We start from the raw sequence: 13,470 nt of genomic DNA, 5'->3' as shown, positions 1-13,470 counted from the left end.
AATCAATGAATCCGTTAAAAATAGTTAAACTCGTGGTGCTGCTTTGTTTGCCGATATTCAGTAGTGCAAGCTATGCGGTTACCTGTACAGCAAACAGCGTCTCCGTACACGTTGATCCCATTAAAATCAGCCACAGTACCACCGCTGGGGACACCGTTTGGGTGTCCAATCCACAAACCGTTAGCGTCACTTGCCGCGACACAGACTATATGCCCCACGGCGAAGCCGCCAGAATCTACATCGACCCTGATCATGAGTTTGCGCATTTTCTGCAGGGAACCAATATGAAACTGGTGGTGAGCATTGATGGTCGCCCCTACGATCAAAGCGCCCAGGCCGTCACCACCCAATATCAGGCAACGTTGCCCCGAGCAGGTTCAGACAACTACTGCAGGAGTAATAACCACAGCCATACCAGTGACTGCCAGGCGCGCCCACAAACATTTTCTTTCACCTTTAACCTCAGTCTGGTCGCTACCGGAAAACTCCCGGATCCTTTGCCTGCGCTGGCCGGTCGCACCATCAACAAAGTTTTTGTCGTCGACGGTATTGGCAGCATTAACGCCTGCGGTTCGCATTGCTCCACCAGCAATCCGGCAAAAAACTTTGGCCCCGCGCTTAATGGCCTGAATAACATCAGTTATATCAACTGCGAACCGATCGTCTCTATCAGCTCTGACAAAGGAACGGATACCGTCGAGTTTGGCAGGATCAGCATTACCGAAGCAAAAGTGGGAAAAGATAACAGCCACAGTAAACAGTTTGCCGTTATTGCCGCAGAAGCCGCCGGGAAGCATGAATGTCGCGGCATCAACTACGCGGTAACGTTTACCGGCACCACGAGCAACAGCGGCGCAGTTTTTACCGGTCAGGGTACGCCAGATATCGGCGTTACGCTCCAGGATGCTGCACACCCCGGCTCCGGGGACATTATCAGCGGCAACCGTATCGATTTTGCCAGCAGCGCGTTTACCAACCAGAGCGACAGCCGACGCAAAGAGTTCATGGCAACCCTGTTCTGGCTGAAAAATCCTCCCCAACCCGGCACATTTAGTATCCCTGTCAATGCGACGGTGACCTTTAAATAACAGGCGCAGGACGATGCTGATCGTCATGCGCGTCTCGCACCAGGCATAAAAACCGCAGTCGTACGCTTAACCCGCCTAATGTTTCACTCCGTGATAGCTGAGGGTGCGTGCGGTGCAGACGAGCAATGTCGTTGACCAGCGCCAGGCCTATCCCGGCGCCAGGGACATTACCGACGTTATCAAGGCGATGAAACGGTAGCAGCGCCTGGTGCACCATCTGCTCATCGATACCCGGCCCACTATCTTCAACCACCAGCACCACCGCCTCTCCTTTTCGCAGCAGACGGGCGGTTACCACACCATGCGGCGGCGTGTATTTCAGTGCGTTATCCAGCAGATTCCCGCACAGTTCGCCAAGCAGGACTTCATCGCCCTCAATCCACACCGCATCCTGTTCCCCTTCATAGCCCAGATCGATCCCTTTACTGCGCGCCTGCGCCAGTCGCGTGAAACAACTGCTTTGCACCACCTCATACAAATTAACCGGCGAGAAGTGCCTTTCTCCTTGCTCTTTGCGCTTCACAGCCGACAGCTGTAACAGCCTTTCCGTCAGTTGAATGGTGTTGTCCAGCGTGGAGCTCATGGCTTGCAGACTCTCATACCATTGCTGCGGCTGCTGGCTGGCGAGGGCCACCGCCGCCTGAGTTTTTAGCACCGCCAGCGGCGTTTTAAGCTGATGGGAAGCATCCGCGCTGAAGCGCTCCTGGCGAGAGATCAGGCCGCGAAGTCGGTCCAGATAACGGTTGAATGCCACAATCAACAGACGGGTTTCCGACCACGGCAGCAGCTCCGGCAGCGGCGTCAGCAGCCCAGGCTCGCGACGCACCATCAGCGATGACAGCTGGCGCATCGGGCGTAACACCCGACGCAGCAGCCAGCCGACCAGCACCAGCGTGAGCAGCACCAGCAGCCCTTGCGAAACCCACGAGGAAAACAGCAGCTGTCGCGCCAGGTAACGTCGCGATTGCAGCGTTTCGGCGACATAAATCTCGGCCATGCCGATAATGCCGCCCTCGTTGACGGGCTGCAGCAGACGCGCCACGCGAATTGCCTCCCCGCGATATTCAGTGTGATAAAACCACGCCAGCGCCGGATAAAGCCGCGTACGCGATGTCGCAGGCGGCATCGCAGGTAAATCGTCATAACCTGAGATAACCTTCCCCGCCGGATCGACCACCTTGTAATACAACCTGTCGTTCATATTCAGCTCAAAGCTGTCCAGCACCACCCACGGCACATTCACTTCCAGCTGTTTGTTGTGCACAACCAGTCGCTCGGAGACGGTTCTGGCAGACGAGAGCAGCGTCCGGTCATACGCCTGCGTCGCCGCCTGTAGCGCGCTGACATAGCTGTTAAATGCCGACAGCCCCCACAACAACATGAGCGGCAAACCCAGAAACATCAGCAGTTGCAGGTACAACGATTGGGGTTTAACCCACTTCATCGCTACGCTCCAGCACATAGCCCAGCCCGCGTAGCGTGGCGATGCGCACATCGCTTCCCTGTAGCTTTTTACGCAGACGATGGATGTACAATTCAATGCTTTCGGGGCTGACCTCATCGTTTAGACTGAAGACCTGTTCAAACAACTGCTGACGCGAAACCGGTCGCAATCGACGGTACATCAGCACCGTCAGCAATGCCTGTTCGCGCGGCGTGAGCGCCAGCGGCTGCCCCTGCAACAGAAAATAGCCCTCATCGTGAAACGCCAGTTCGCCCAGTTGCTGTATGCCCTGCACCTGCCCCGCACTGCGGCGTAGCAAAGCCCTCAGCCGCGCATCCAGCTCCTCGATTTCAAACGGTTTTGCCAGATAATCATCGGCCCCGACGTTCAATCCTTTCACCCGATCGGCCACCGCGCTGCGCGCCGTCAGCAGCAGAACAGGAAGCGTCTGCCCGCGTTTGCGCAGGCGCTGAACGACGTCAAGACCATCCAGTCCCGGCATATTGATATCCAGCACCGCCAGCGCGTACGTTTCGCTATGTAAAAGATGGTCGGCCGCCAGGCCATCAAAAACGCAGTCGACGGCAAAACCGTTTTGCACCAGCGCTTTCTCCAGCCAGTGAGCTAACTCACGGTTATCTTCCGCTAATAAGAGACGCATATCACATCCTGTAAAGTTTCTGCCGCATTGAAAGGGAATTGAAAGGTTAATGTTTTAACAATCACGCAACCGAACTGCTACACATCGGCTCACATAATCACAAAAATCTTCTTCCGTACCCGAAAATCCGGTTTTCCGGCGTGAGGATAAACAATGAAAAAACAGTTACTTCGTACCCTTACTGCAAGCATTTTACTGATGAGTACCTCTGTTCTGGCGGAACAAGCGCCATCGCGCACAGAATGTATCGCCCCTGCTAAACCTGGCGGTGGTTTCGATCTCACCTGTAAGTTGATTCAAGTGAGCATGATGGAAACCGGTGCTATCGAAAAACCGATGCGCGTTACCTACATGCCCGGTGGCGTTGGCGCCGTGGCCTATAACGCGATCGTCGCGCAACGTCCGGCTGAAGCGGGTACCGTAGTGGCATTCTCCGGCGGCTCGCTGCTGAACCTGTCACAAGGGAAGTTTGGTCGCTACGGCGTTGATGATGTCCGCTGGCTGGCAAGCGTCGGCACTGACTACGGCATGATTGCCGTACGCCAGGACTCACCATGGAAAACGCTGAAAGATCTGCTGACGGCAATGGAGAAAGATCCTAACAGCGTGGTCATTGGCGCAGGCGCCTCTATCGGTAGTCAGGACTGGATGAAGTCGGCGCTGCTGGCGCAAAAAGCCAACGTCGATCCACACAAGATGCGCTATGTGGCCTTTGAGGGCGGCGGCGAACCGGTCACCGCGCTGATGGGGAATCACGTCCAGGTGGTTTCCGGCGATCTCAGCGAGATGGTGCCTTATCTTAGCGGCGACAAAATCCGCGTGCTCGCCGTGTTCTCTGATGAACGTCTGCCAGGCCAGTTAGCTAACGTGCCAACCGCCAAAGAGCAGGGTTATGACCTCGTGTGGCCCATCATTCGTGGCTTCTACGTTGGACCAAAAGTCAGCGACGCCGAGTATCAGTGGTGGGTTGATGCCTTTAACAAACTCCAGCAGACCGATGAGTTTAAAAAGCAGCGCGATCTGCGCGGCCTGTTTGAATTCAACATGAGCGGTAAGCAGCTCGACGAATACGTGAAAAAGCAGGTCACGGATTACCGTGAGCAGGCGAAAGCCTTCGGTCTGGCGAAATAAGCGCAGAGGCAAAGATGATGAGCGATCGTATTTTTGCAGGTATCTGGCTGTTGCTCTGTATAGCCGGGCTGTTCGTGGCCTGGCAAATCACCAGCGAATACAGCTATGAGCCGGTTGGGCCGCGTCCCTTTCCGCTTGGCATTATCAGCCTGATGCTGGTATGCGCCGTGGCGCTGCTGTTGCGCCATCCCGACACCATCAGTTGGCCCCGCCGTCACGTGCTGCAAAAGCTGCTGACGATGGTGATTGTTCTGTTGATGTACGCCTGGGGTTTCGAATGGCTCGGTTTTCCCATCTCCACCGCCATTCTCACCGTGGTAATTGGCATGCTGTTCGGCGCAACCATTCCGGCTGCGGGGATTTCCGGCGCGGTACTCGGCATTCTGCTGTGGTATGCCTTTGACCGACTGCTTGACGTCACCTTACCACTCGGCGCCTGGCTGGGTTAACGGAGAAACGATGGATACCTGGATTTATCTTTCTCAGGGTTTCGCGGTGGCCATGACGCCGGAAAACCTGGTCATCGCCCTGATTGGCTGTTTTGTCGGTACCATTGTCGGGCTGTTGCCTGGTCTTGGACCCATTAACGGCGTGGCGATCCTGCTGCCTCTGGCCTTCGCTTTGCATCTGCCTGCAGAATCTGCGCTGATCCTGCTGGCTACGGTCTACATAGGTTGCGAATACGGCGGACGTATCTCCTCCATCTTGCTGAATGTTCCCGGCGATGCGGCGGCGATTATGACCGCGCTGGATGGCTACCCGATGGCGCAGCAAGGCCGCGGCGGCGTTGCGCTCTCTATCTCGGCGGTCAGCTCTTTCATTGGTTCGCTTATCGCTATCGGCGGCATCATTCTGTTTGCCCCGGCGTTAGCCCAATGGTCGCTGGCCTTCGGTCCGGCGGAATACTTTGCCTTAATGGTTTTCGCCATTGCCTGCCTTGGCAGCATGATGGCGCAAAACCCGCTGAAATCATTTCTGGCAGCGCTTATCGGTCTCGGCCTTGCGACCGTCGGCGTAGACGCCAATACCGGGGTTTATCGCTTTACCTTTGACAGCGTTCATCTCTCCGACGGTGTGCAGTTTATCGTGGTAGTGATTGGGCTGTTCTCAGTCTCTGAAATACTGTTAATGCTGGAACATACCAGCAGTGGCCAGACGCTGGTGCGTAAAACGGGCCGCATGTTATTTAACGCCAAAGAAGGTGCGCAGTGCGTTGGCGCAACCCTGCGTTCATCGGTGATTGGCTTTTTCGTCGGCGTCCTGCCTGGCGCGGGCGCAACCATTGCCAGCGCTATCACCTACATGACCGAGAAAAAGCTCAGCGGCAATAGCGACAGCTTCGGCAAAGGGGATATACGCGGCGTGGCGGCCCCCGAAGCCGCCAACAACGCCTCGGCCTGTGGCTCCTTTATCCCGATGCTGACGCTCGGCGTACCGGGTTCCGGCACCACGGCGGTGATGATGGGCGCGCTGACGCTGTACAATATCACCCCGGGTCCGGCCATGTTCACCGAACAGCCGGATATCGTTTGGGGGCTGATTGCGGCGCTGCTGATTGCTAACGTGATGCTGCTGGTGATGAACATCCCGTTGATCGGCCTGTTTACCCGTATGCTAACCATCCCCTTGTGGTTTTTGGTACCCGCTATCGCGGCAGTCTCCGCGGTGGGCGTGTATGCCGTCCACAGCACCACTTTCGATCTGGTGCTGATGGTTGCCCTCGGCGTGCTGGGCTACATATTGCGCAAAATGCACTTCCCGATGTCGCCGTTGATTTTAGGCTTCGTTCTGGGGGAAATGCTGGAGCAGAACCTCCGTCGGGCGCTGTCTATCAGTAACGGTAATATGGATATTCTGTGGGCCAGCGGCGTGGCGAAAGTGCTGCTGGTGATGGCGGTACTGGTTATCGTGGTCCCGCCAGTGCTACGCCTGATTCGTAAACGTAACAGCAAACCGCAGGTGGATATCAGCTAATAATATGCCGGATAGCGGCGCTGACGCGCCTTATCCGGCATTTTCATCTTAATTCCTGAACGGCACTGAGTACGTGCTCAACAAACCGCGTCAGCTTAGGCAGCGGACGCAAATCTTGTCGCCACAGTAGATGAATCGGCCGCGGCTGCGGCGTAAACTTTTCCAGTATCCGAATCAGTTTCCCGGTAGCCAACTCTTGCGCCAGCAGCACCTCCGGTTGCAATAACAGTCCAGCCCCCGCTACCGCCGCCATACGCAGGCCATGACCATCGTTACAGCGCAGGATCGCATCACGCTTCCATCTGACTTCGCCCGTCACGCCAGGCAGTATCCATTCGTTGCGAGCCGTCCACACGGTATGGGACAGGCACAGATGATCCACCAGATCCGCTGGCGTAAGGGGCGTGCCATGACGGGCAAGATAATCCTTTGATGCACAGATCGCCATACGGTAAGGACACAGGTATTTCGCCACCACATCAGTCTGATGGATATCGCCAATACGGATCGCCAGGTCGACGCCTTCATTCACCAGATCAACCATCCGGTTGGTCAGATCCAGCTCAATGCGCACGTCTGGCCAGGCCTGTAAAAACGCAGCGGCCAGCGGCGAGATAACGCAAGCGCCAAAAGAAGTAGGCGCGCTAATGCGCAGCGTCCCCGCAGGGGCCAGCCGCAGACGCTCTACCGAACGCTCGGCTATCGACACCTGCTCCAGCACGCGGCGGGCTTCTTCAAAATAGACACGCCCGGCATCGGTCAGGCTCTGGCGGCGAGTATTGCGCTCCAGCAGACGCGTGCCAAGCTGTGCTTCCAGTTGGGTGATATATTTTCCCACCATCACCGCAGACATCTCGAGTCTAGTTGCCGCGGAGGTAAAGCTTCCGCTCTCCACCACGGCGATAAACGTTTCCATGCCGCGCAGCTTATCCATATTACAAACCTCTGGTTAGTAATCATCTAACTTATAGCCAGTTTATCCGATTTCATTTTCATTAAAGAATAGTGGCTCACACTATTCTGGAGGTGGTTATGAAAATCGTAATTATTGGTGCCAGCGGTACAGTGGGGCGCGCAGTCACAGAAACGTTAAGCCGTAAACATGAGGTGATCCGCGTAGGTCGCACGCAGGGAGATTACCAGGTCGATATCACCTCGCAGGAGAGTGTCGAGGCATTGTTTGAAAAAGTCGGTCGGGTAGATGCGATCGTTTCCGCCACCGGCAACCTGTTCTTTGGCCCGCTGTCGACAATGACCGACGAGGACTTTAATCAGGGATTACAGGATAAGCTGTTAGGCCAGATACGTCTGGCATTAACCGGGCAACATTTCCTCAATGATGGCGGCTCGATTACGCTAATTAGCGGCATTATCGCCCATGAACCCATCGCACAAGGGGCGAATGCGGCAACGATCAATGCCGGACTGGAAGGATTTGTGCGCGCTGCTGCCTGTGAGCTAGGTCGTGGTCAGCGCATTAACCTGATAAGCCCAACCGTACTCAGTGAATCCGCCGAAGCATACGATGGTTTCTTCCCAGGCTTTGAAAGCGTCCCCGCCGCTACCGTTGCCAATGCCTATCGCCGCAGCGTGGAAGGCATCCAAACCGGACGCATTTATAAAGTCGGTTACTGATCAAAGCATTACCTCGCCTCTTACGTCATCAGTAAGAGGCGAGGCGCTGCCTATTTTCAGGCACCCGTTTCGTTTCTTATTCGCGCATTGATATATTCCACGGCCTGGGTGACATCCATAATGCCGTTAATCGCATTCGTCACACCTTGCCCGATAATAATCTCTGCCTGGCGCAGGTTGAAAGGTTCACCTTTACTTCCCTCAGACTCCCTTATTCCCGTCATACCTTTTTCATTCAATAAATTAAACCACGGGTAGAGATTGAGAACGTTTTGGTCGTGACATATTCCAGACCAGGCGCTATTCCCTCCCAGCAGAACCAGATGCCGGGCAATTTCATCGGAATAGAGCCAATGAAAGAACTGCTCAACCTGTTTTTTCTTTTTACTGTAGCGGGACATTCCGATGGAGCCGCCACCCAATTGTGGAAGTTGCCCCGGAACGGGCGCATAGCCAATTGTGGGAGCTATGGCGGTGTGCGCCACATCGTTAAACAAATTGAGATACATGATCAGCATGGCAAGATTTCCACGCTCAAACTGTTTTACCGCGTCACTCCACCACTCTCCGGGCAGGTTCACGGCGATAGAAAGTTGTTGTAGATATTGTTCGAGTGCAGCAGTGGCAAGTGAAGGCTCGAGTTGTACCGGCTCGCCTTCACGCACCAAACGCCCACCGAGCGCGTAGTAGCGCAGCAGATACTCAGTAGCGATAAGCCCTGAGCTTCCTAGCGTCACCGCCGTTCCCATCGGGCGCTGTTTATTTTCTGGCTGATGTAATTGACTAAAGAAAGCCGCTATCTCATCAAATTGCGCAAAGCTCTCTGGAAGCGTTAACTCTTTTCCCGTTGCTTCATAAAACATCCGTTTAATCGTCGCATCTTCAAACAGATCTCGTCGATAAAACAGAAGCTGCATACTGGCATCAAAAGGTATTGCCCATGCCGTCCCATTTACTATGCTGAAGTGCTGTTGAATTTGCTCAGAGAAGTGTTCCAGCAGTAACGGAAGCTCAGAAGAGACGGACTCCAGCGGTAATAGTGCTTTCTCTGCAAACCAGGGAAAACACGCCATATCGATTCGCAGTAAATCGTAATAAGGATGTAGATGAAGATGGGAGAGAATTTCAAAAACTTCATCATAGGGATAAACCGCAAGATTTACCTTAATACCGGTCTGGCGATAAAAGTGGGGTAATAGTTTCTTCAACGCATCAGTCGAAGGACTCGGTAAAATTAACATATTCAGCGTCGCCTCTTTCTCAGGCGGCGGCACGTACTGACCATTCCAGGAAAAACCGCAATTCGTCAGAATACGATGCTTTTCTTTACTTTTGGGCTGGCGAATACTGGAGGCAATAGTTGTCCCCAAACGACCATAATCCATCTGGTAGCTTGTGATCCCGTCGAAAGATGCAGGAAGATTATCACTCAGTTGCAATATCGGCGGGCAGGACTGGGAGCTACCAAACCAGGCTGCTTGCGTTAGTGCTCGCGTTCTCTCAGAGTCCTGGACAATAAACAGATCGGGAATTGCCCCACGAAAAAAGTCAAAAGCGACGGTGTTAGCTTCACTGGCATGTGCAGGTAAAATCGTCAGCTTTGTAAGCGGACTTAATTCCCGGCAGGTTTCCTGTATCGCTTGAGTGAAGCGCGCGCTGTGGGAAAATTCCAGACGTTCACAGAAAACGCCAATATGGCCCGGCTGCTGTGCCAGCGCCCTTCTCGCTATTTCTTCGCCTGCAGTCACATAATCAAGGCTAAAATAACAAACTGCGCCGACAGGCTGGCGATAGGCAAACAGAACATTCTCCGGAGAGAGTCTGAGCAAGTCGTAATAGGGCTGACTGTCATTCAGGCAACTGACTGAGACAATGGCCTGGTAAGACTTTGCCGCCAGCGTTTGCAGGATCTCCAGCTCAAGATTGGGCAGATCATTGGTCAGGTAAAGGTCAATCGGTTCGCTTAATGAAGGCTGCCAGACCTGATGCAATCCCCGATAGAGTTGAAAATACTGCTCGGCATTGATGTCGGGCAGAATCAATGCCACTCCCTGACTTTTGCTGGCTCTCAACGATTGCGCCTGCGCATTCAACTGATAGCCAACTTCTCGGGCTGCACGTTGAACCGCTTCAATTTTCTCGACGCTTACATTCCCTCTGCCATTGAGCACATTCGAAACAGTCCCATGCGACACACCGGCAATTCTTGCTATGTCTTTGATAGTTGGCATTTTTACATCCTTCCCCTGATGCTTTGATGCTAGCACGGCACTCATCAGGAAACTATCTCCAGCACATGAATTTGAACGTTACAAAAATAAAAAGTGCATTTTATAAGCATGTCAAAATAAAAGCCTGACGCTATTCATAGACAAAACTCATGACATTAAATTCTTAACACAATGAAATACATATATAAATTTTATAATATTTGAAGAAGATCACTTCTAAAGCAAAAGATCATTGTTCATATAAAACGCCGGAACCATAATTGACACGTTCCAATTATGTTTTATTACATTAACGCTTAAAAAAACAACAATCACATTTGTCATTAAGAGGGAAACATGAAGATTCATTTTCTGGGAACCGCTGCATCTGAAGGGATCCCCAATCCTTTTTGCCGTTGTGAGCACTGCCAGCAAGCCCGCATTCGTAAAGGCAAAGACTTACGCACACACTCTTCAGCCATTATCGACGATGAACTGCTCATTGACGTCGCGCCTGAATTCAGTCAGCAACTGCTGCGAGATGGCCTGGACGCAACAGAGATCAGATCGCTATTGTTCACACATACTCATCCCGATCATTTCAACGTCGGCGATCTTTTTAGCCGGATGGAAGGGTACGGATTTGAGATTACTCATCCGTTGCACATTTTTGGTAATGACCGTGCAATTAACGGTGCCGCCCAAGTGTTACCGGGCTACAGCGCTGAAAGATTTGCTTTTCATTGTCTGGTTCCCTTCGTGACCGTTGAAACTCGCGGATACCGCATCACTCCACTACTGGCTAACCATGCCAAGTGGGAGCTTTGTTATACCTGGTTTATCGAAAAGGAAGGTCAGTCCATTTTCTACGGACATGATTCAGGCTGGTTTCCTGAGCTCACATGGCAGTGGTTGAAAGGGAAAAAAATCGATCTGGCTGTCCTGGAATGCACCTACGGTTTTAATGGTGATAATCGTACTAATAACCACATGAGTCTGGAAACAGTCTTCGCCACCAGAGACAGGCTTGCGGAACTGGGTTGCCTTGAGAAAAATAGCCAACTTATCGTCTCGCATATTTCACACAGCGGAGGTCTGCTGCACGACGATCTCATTGCGGCATGCGACAAAGAAAACATTCTTGTCGCCTGGGACGGGCTTAACCTGAGCATCAATCAATAAGGATATGCAATATGGACCTTAATAAAACACCACGCCTGTTGATTATGATGTTCATACAATATTTCATGCAGGGTGCCTGGAATATGACCATGGGGCTGGTATTGAGCACCTATGGTATGGCGACAATTATTGGCTCATCCTATGCCTTGCTTGGCCTGGCGACTATTCTTTCCCCGCTATTTATTGGCATGGTCGCCGACCGCTTCTTTTCGTCACAAAAAGTCATGGCGATCCTGCATTTAATTAATGCTGGTGTACTGTTGTTTGTTCCACAATTTATTGAGGCACACAACACAGGTATGACGTTGACCATGATTTTCCTGGTTGGTCTGCTGTTTTATCCTACAACTGCGCTGGCTAACAGTATCAGTTTCAGCCACATTAACGGGGTAAAATACTTCCCATTTATTCGTGTATTCGGCACATTTGGCTTTATGGTCATCGGCTTTATCATTGGTGAAATGGGTTATTCTGGAAATACCATCACCTGGTATATTGCGTCGGCCTCAGGTGTCGTTCTCGGCCTGTACTGTTTTACGTTGCCAAACACCCCACCGAAAGCAAAAGGAAGCGTGTTTACGCTTCGCGATCTGTTATGTCTGGACGCTCTGGCGCTCTTCAAAGACCGTAGTTTCTCAGTTTTGATGCTCAGTATTTTTGTCCTGATGATCCCCAAAACGGCTTATTCCGCCTATATCCCGGTCTTTTTAAAAGCGCTTGGATTCGATAACGCCGCTTCAATGATGCAGGTTGGCATCGCCTGTGAAGTCATTTTCATGTTCCTGCTGTCATTCTTCTTACTGAAAGCTGGCTTCAAAATAACTCTAATGTTAGGCGCCGTTTGCTGGATTATCCGCACACTATTATTTGCTAATGCTTCGCTGGATGCCAACATGATGTTTGTGCTGATCGGCCTGATGTTACAAGGATTCTGCTGGGACTTTTTCTTTACCGTGGGCGACATTTATGTTGACCGTAAAGCCGCGCCAGAGATCAAAGCACAAGCCCAAAGCTTACGATTTATCGTCTCCAACGGCGTTGGTCTGCTATTTGCTTCTACCGTATGCGGGCAAATCTTTAATAACACCGTGACGGAACAAGGTCCAGAGTCGTTACCACAATGGGAAACATTCTGGCTAGTTTCAGCAGGCGTTGCCGCAGTGGTCAGCGTATTCTTCCTGATTTTCTTCCGGGACGATATTTCCAAACGCAAAACGGACCTCACATTGAAAAAAGCAAACTCCTGATCGTTAAAGACTCTCTCATTAAGGTAATTGCATGAATAATCTGGCCGCCATCATCAATGAGCAAGGATTGTTGCCTTTAACTACGATCATCAAAATCAGCATTGCATTTATTCTGGGTGGCATTATTGGCCTGGAAAGGGAATCGAAAGGGAAACCGGTCGGCTTCAAAACCTGCGTTATTTTATCCGTAGCCAGCTGCGTGTTAACTGTCGTATCAATACAATCTGCTGAATACTATGCTGAAATTTCGATGAATATCCGTAGCGATCCTATGCGCCTGGCGGCCCAGATTATCAGCGGCGTTGGTTTTCTCGGTGCGGGAGTCATTCTGCACCGACATGACGATGCTATCTCTGGTCTTACTACTGCAGCAATTGTCTGGGCATCTGCAGGGGTGGGAATCACCTGTGGAGCCGGTTTTTATTTTCATGCTTTTTTTGCCACGGCTTTATTTTTACTCGCCATCAAACTAAGCCCATTCATTATTTTCTTACAGACCAGAAACCAGTTTCCCGGAAAAGTAAAAGTGCGGGTTATTCTTGATCAACGCGACGCTCTCGAAAATCTGATAACCCGCATTCATCAACAGAAAAACATTATTGAAAACATCACGATCAGGGATATCAAGAAGGGCAAAATTGAGGTTAATCTCAAAATCGTAATACGTAAAAAGATGACCTTGCCCGACTTATACCACGATCTGACTCATGTTGAACACGTCTGCGCCATCGCACTTGAACATTAATACACCTTATATTCTTCTTTAAAATCAGGGGGGTTCGCCCCTGAAATAGCCACTCAGTATCCATCCAGCCTCTAAATACTTACTTTTTATAATGTTAAATAATTGTTGTTTTTGATCACAAATAATAAACAAACAAGCCAATTCTGTGCGCGT

At 51.7% G+C, this 13,470-nt stretch carries 12 protein-coding genes; 8 read left to right on the top strand and 4 right to left on the bottom strand.

The annotated features are described in order from the left end of the window. Positions 1-5: 5 nt before the first annotated feature. On the top strand, positions 6-1,088 hold the full coding sequence (locus tag HV352_RS05310) for a fimbrial protein (RefSeq protein WP_019077517.1): 1,083 nt from the start codon (positions 6-8) through the stop codon (positions 1,086-1,088). Here the strand turns inward: HV352_RS05310 and HV352_RS05305 are convergent. Then, complete coding sequence (locus HV352_RS05305) at positions 1,081-2,532, bottom strand: sensor histidine kinase (RefSeq protein WP_181635253.1); 1,452 nt, start codon at positions 2,530-2,532, stop codon at positions 1,081-1,083. The genes HV352_RS05310 and HV352_RS05305 overlap by 8 nt on opposite strands. After that, positions 2,519-3,193 carry a transcriptional regulator TctD gene (gene tctD, locus HV352_RS05300; protein ID WP_016157281.1) on the bottom strand — a complete coding sequence of 225 codons (675 nt, stop codon included), beginning with the start codon at positions 3,191-3,193 and terminating at the stop codon, positions 2,519-2,521. Before tctD ends, HV352_RS05305 begins: the two co-directional genes overlap by 14 nt. Positions 3,194-3,346: 153 nt before the next feature. Here tctD and HV352_RS05295 point away from each other — a divergent pair, with 153 nt between their 5' ends. The 3 genes from HV352_RS05295 to HV352_RS05285 are packed head-to-tail and all read left to right on the top strand — an operon-like array spanning position 3,347 to position 6,298. Next, a complete protein-coding gene (locus HV352_RS05295) occupies positions 3,347-4,324 on the top strand; it encodes a tripartite tricarboxylate transporter substrate binding protein (RefSeq protein WP_080859118.1) in 978 nt (325 codons plus the stop codon). Positions 4,325-4,338: 14 nt separating this feature from the next. Beyond that, positions 4,339-4,773 (top strand): tripartite tricarboxylate transporter TctB family protein, encoded by a 435-nt coding sequence (locus HV352_RS05290; protein WP_016154128.1) that lies wholly within the window; start codon positions 4,339-4,341, stop codon positions 4,771-4,773. Between the two features lie 10 nt (positions 4,774-4,783). Beyond that, on the top strand, positions 4,784-6,298 hold the full coding sequence (locus HV352_RS05285; RefSeq protein ID WP_016154129.1) for a tripartite tricarboxylate transporter permease: 1,515 nt from the start codon (positions 4,784-4,786) through the stop codon (positions 6,296-6,298). Between the two features lie 43 nt (positions 6,299-6,341). Here HV352_RS05285 and HV352_RS05280 read toward each other — a convergent pair whose 3' ends face one another. Next, positions 6,342-7,232: a LysR family transcriptional regulator gene (locus HV352_RS05280; protein WP_046274856.1), complete on the bottom strand. Its 891-nt coding sequence runs from the start codon at positions 7,230-7,232 to the stop codon at positions 6,342-6,344. Between the two features lie 98 nt (positions 7,233-7,330). Between HV352_RS05280 and HV352_RS05275 the strand changes: the two genes are divergently transcribed. Next, a complete protein-coding gene (locus HV352_RS05275) occupies positions 7,331-7,933 on the top strand; it encodes a short chain dehydrogenase (protein ID WP_047414795.1) in 603 nt (200 codons plus the stop codon). A gap of 56 nt (positions 7,934-7,989) precedes the next feature. Here the strand turns inward: HV352_RS05275 and HV352_RS05270 are convergent, their stop codons facing one another. Next, entirely contained in the window at positions 7,990-10,164 is a 2,175-nt protein-coding gene (locus HV352_RS05270; protein ID WP_049270958.1) for an extracellular solute-binding protein, read from the bottom strand. Positions 10,165-10,500: 336 nt separating this feature from the next. Here HV352_RS05270 and HV352_RS05265 point away from each other — a divergent pair, with 336 nt between their 5' ends. From HV352_RS05265 to HV352_RS05255, 3 genes are read left to right on the top strand one after another with little or no spacing between them, the layout of a single operon-like run. Next, entirely contained in the window at positions 10,501-11,325 is an 825-nt protein-coding gene (locus HV352_RS05265) for an MBL fold metallo-hydrolase (RefSeq protein ID WP_181635252.1), read from the top strand. Positions 11,326-11,336: 11 nt separating this feature from the next. After that, positions 11,337-12,572 carry an MFS transporter gene (locus tag HV352_RS05260; RefSeq protein WP_016157287.1) on the top strand — a complete coding sequence of 412 codons (1,236 nt, stop codon included), beginning with the start codon at positions 11,337-11,339 and terminating at the stop codon, positions 12,570-12,572. Positions 12,573-12,603: 31 nt separating this feature from the next. Then, positions 12,604-13,317: an MgtC/SapB family protein gene (locus HV352_RS05255; protein WP_016157288.1), complete on the top strand. Its 714-nt coding sequence runs from the start codon at positions 12,604-12,606 to the stop codon at positions 13,315-13,317. Positions 13,318-13,470 lie beyond the last annotated feature (153 nt).

Origin of the sequence: Citrobacter sp. RHBSTW-01044 (assembly GCF_013781945.1) — a bacterium.
GTDB classification, from domain to species: Bacteria; Pseudomonadota; Gammaproteobacteria; order Enterobacterales; family Enterobacteriaceae; genus Citrobacter; species Citrobacter braakii.
This window is presented reverse-complemented; position numbering and strand designations above follow the sequence as displayed.

What these genes read in the sequence shown, in the direction of transcription:
- HV352_RS05310 (WP_019077517.1), top strand. Translation starts at nt 6, where the DNA reads ATGAATCCGTTAAAAATAGTTAAACTCGTGGTGCTGCTTTGTTTGCCG.
- HV352_RS05305 (WP_181635253.1), bottom strand. Translation starts at nt 2,532, where the DNA reads ATGAAGTGGGTTAAACCCCAATCGTTGTACCTGCAACTGCTGATGTTT.
- tctD (WP_016157281.1), bottom strand. Translation starts at nt 3,193, where the DNA reads ATGCGTCTCTTATTAGCGGAAGATAACCGTGAGTTAGCTCACTGGCTG.
- HV352_RS05295 (WP_080859118.1), top strand. Translation starts at nt 3,347, where the DNA reads ATGAAAAAACAGTTACTTCGTACCCTTACTGCAAGCATTTTACTGATG.
- HV352_RS05290 (WP_016154128.1), top strand. Translation starts at nt 4,339, where the DNA reads ATGATGAGCGATCGTATTTTTGCAGGTATCTGGCTGTTGCTCTGTATA.
- HV352_RS05285 (WP_016154129.1), top strand. Translation starts at nt 4,784, where the DNA reads ATGGATACCTGGATTTATCTTTCTCAGGGTTTCGCGGTGGCCATGACG.
- HV352_RS05280 (WP_046274856.1), bottom strand. Translation starts at nt 7,232, where the DNA reads ATGGATAAGCTGCGCGGCATGGAAACGTTTATCGCCGTGGTGGAGAGC.
- HV352_RS05275 (WP_047414795.1), top strand. Translation starts at nt 7,331, where the DNA reads ATGAAAATCGTAATTATTGGTGCCAGCGGTACAGTGGGGCGCGCAGTC.
- HV352_RS05270 (WP_049270958.1), bottom strand. Translation starts at nt 10,164, where the DNA reads ATGCCAACTATCAAAGACATAGCAAGAATTGCCGGTGTGTCGCATGGG.
- HV352_RS05265 (WP_181635252.1), top strand. Translation starts at nt 10,501, where the DNA reads ATGAAGATTCATTTTCTGGGAACCGCTGCATCTGAAGGGATCCCCAAT.
- HV352_RS05260 (WP_016157287.1), top strand. Translation starts at nt 11,337, where the DNA reads ATGGACCTTAATAAAACACCACGCCTGTTGATTATGATGTTCATACAA.
- HV352_RS05255 (WP_016157288.1), top strand. Translation starts at nt 12,604, where the DNA reads ATGAATAATCTGGCCGCCATCATCAATGAGCAAGGATTGTTGCCTTTA.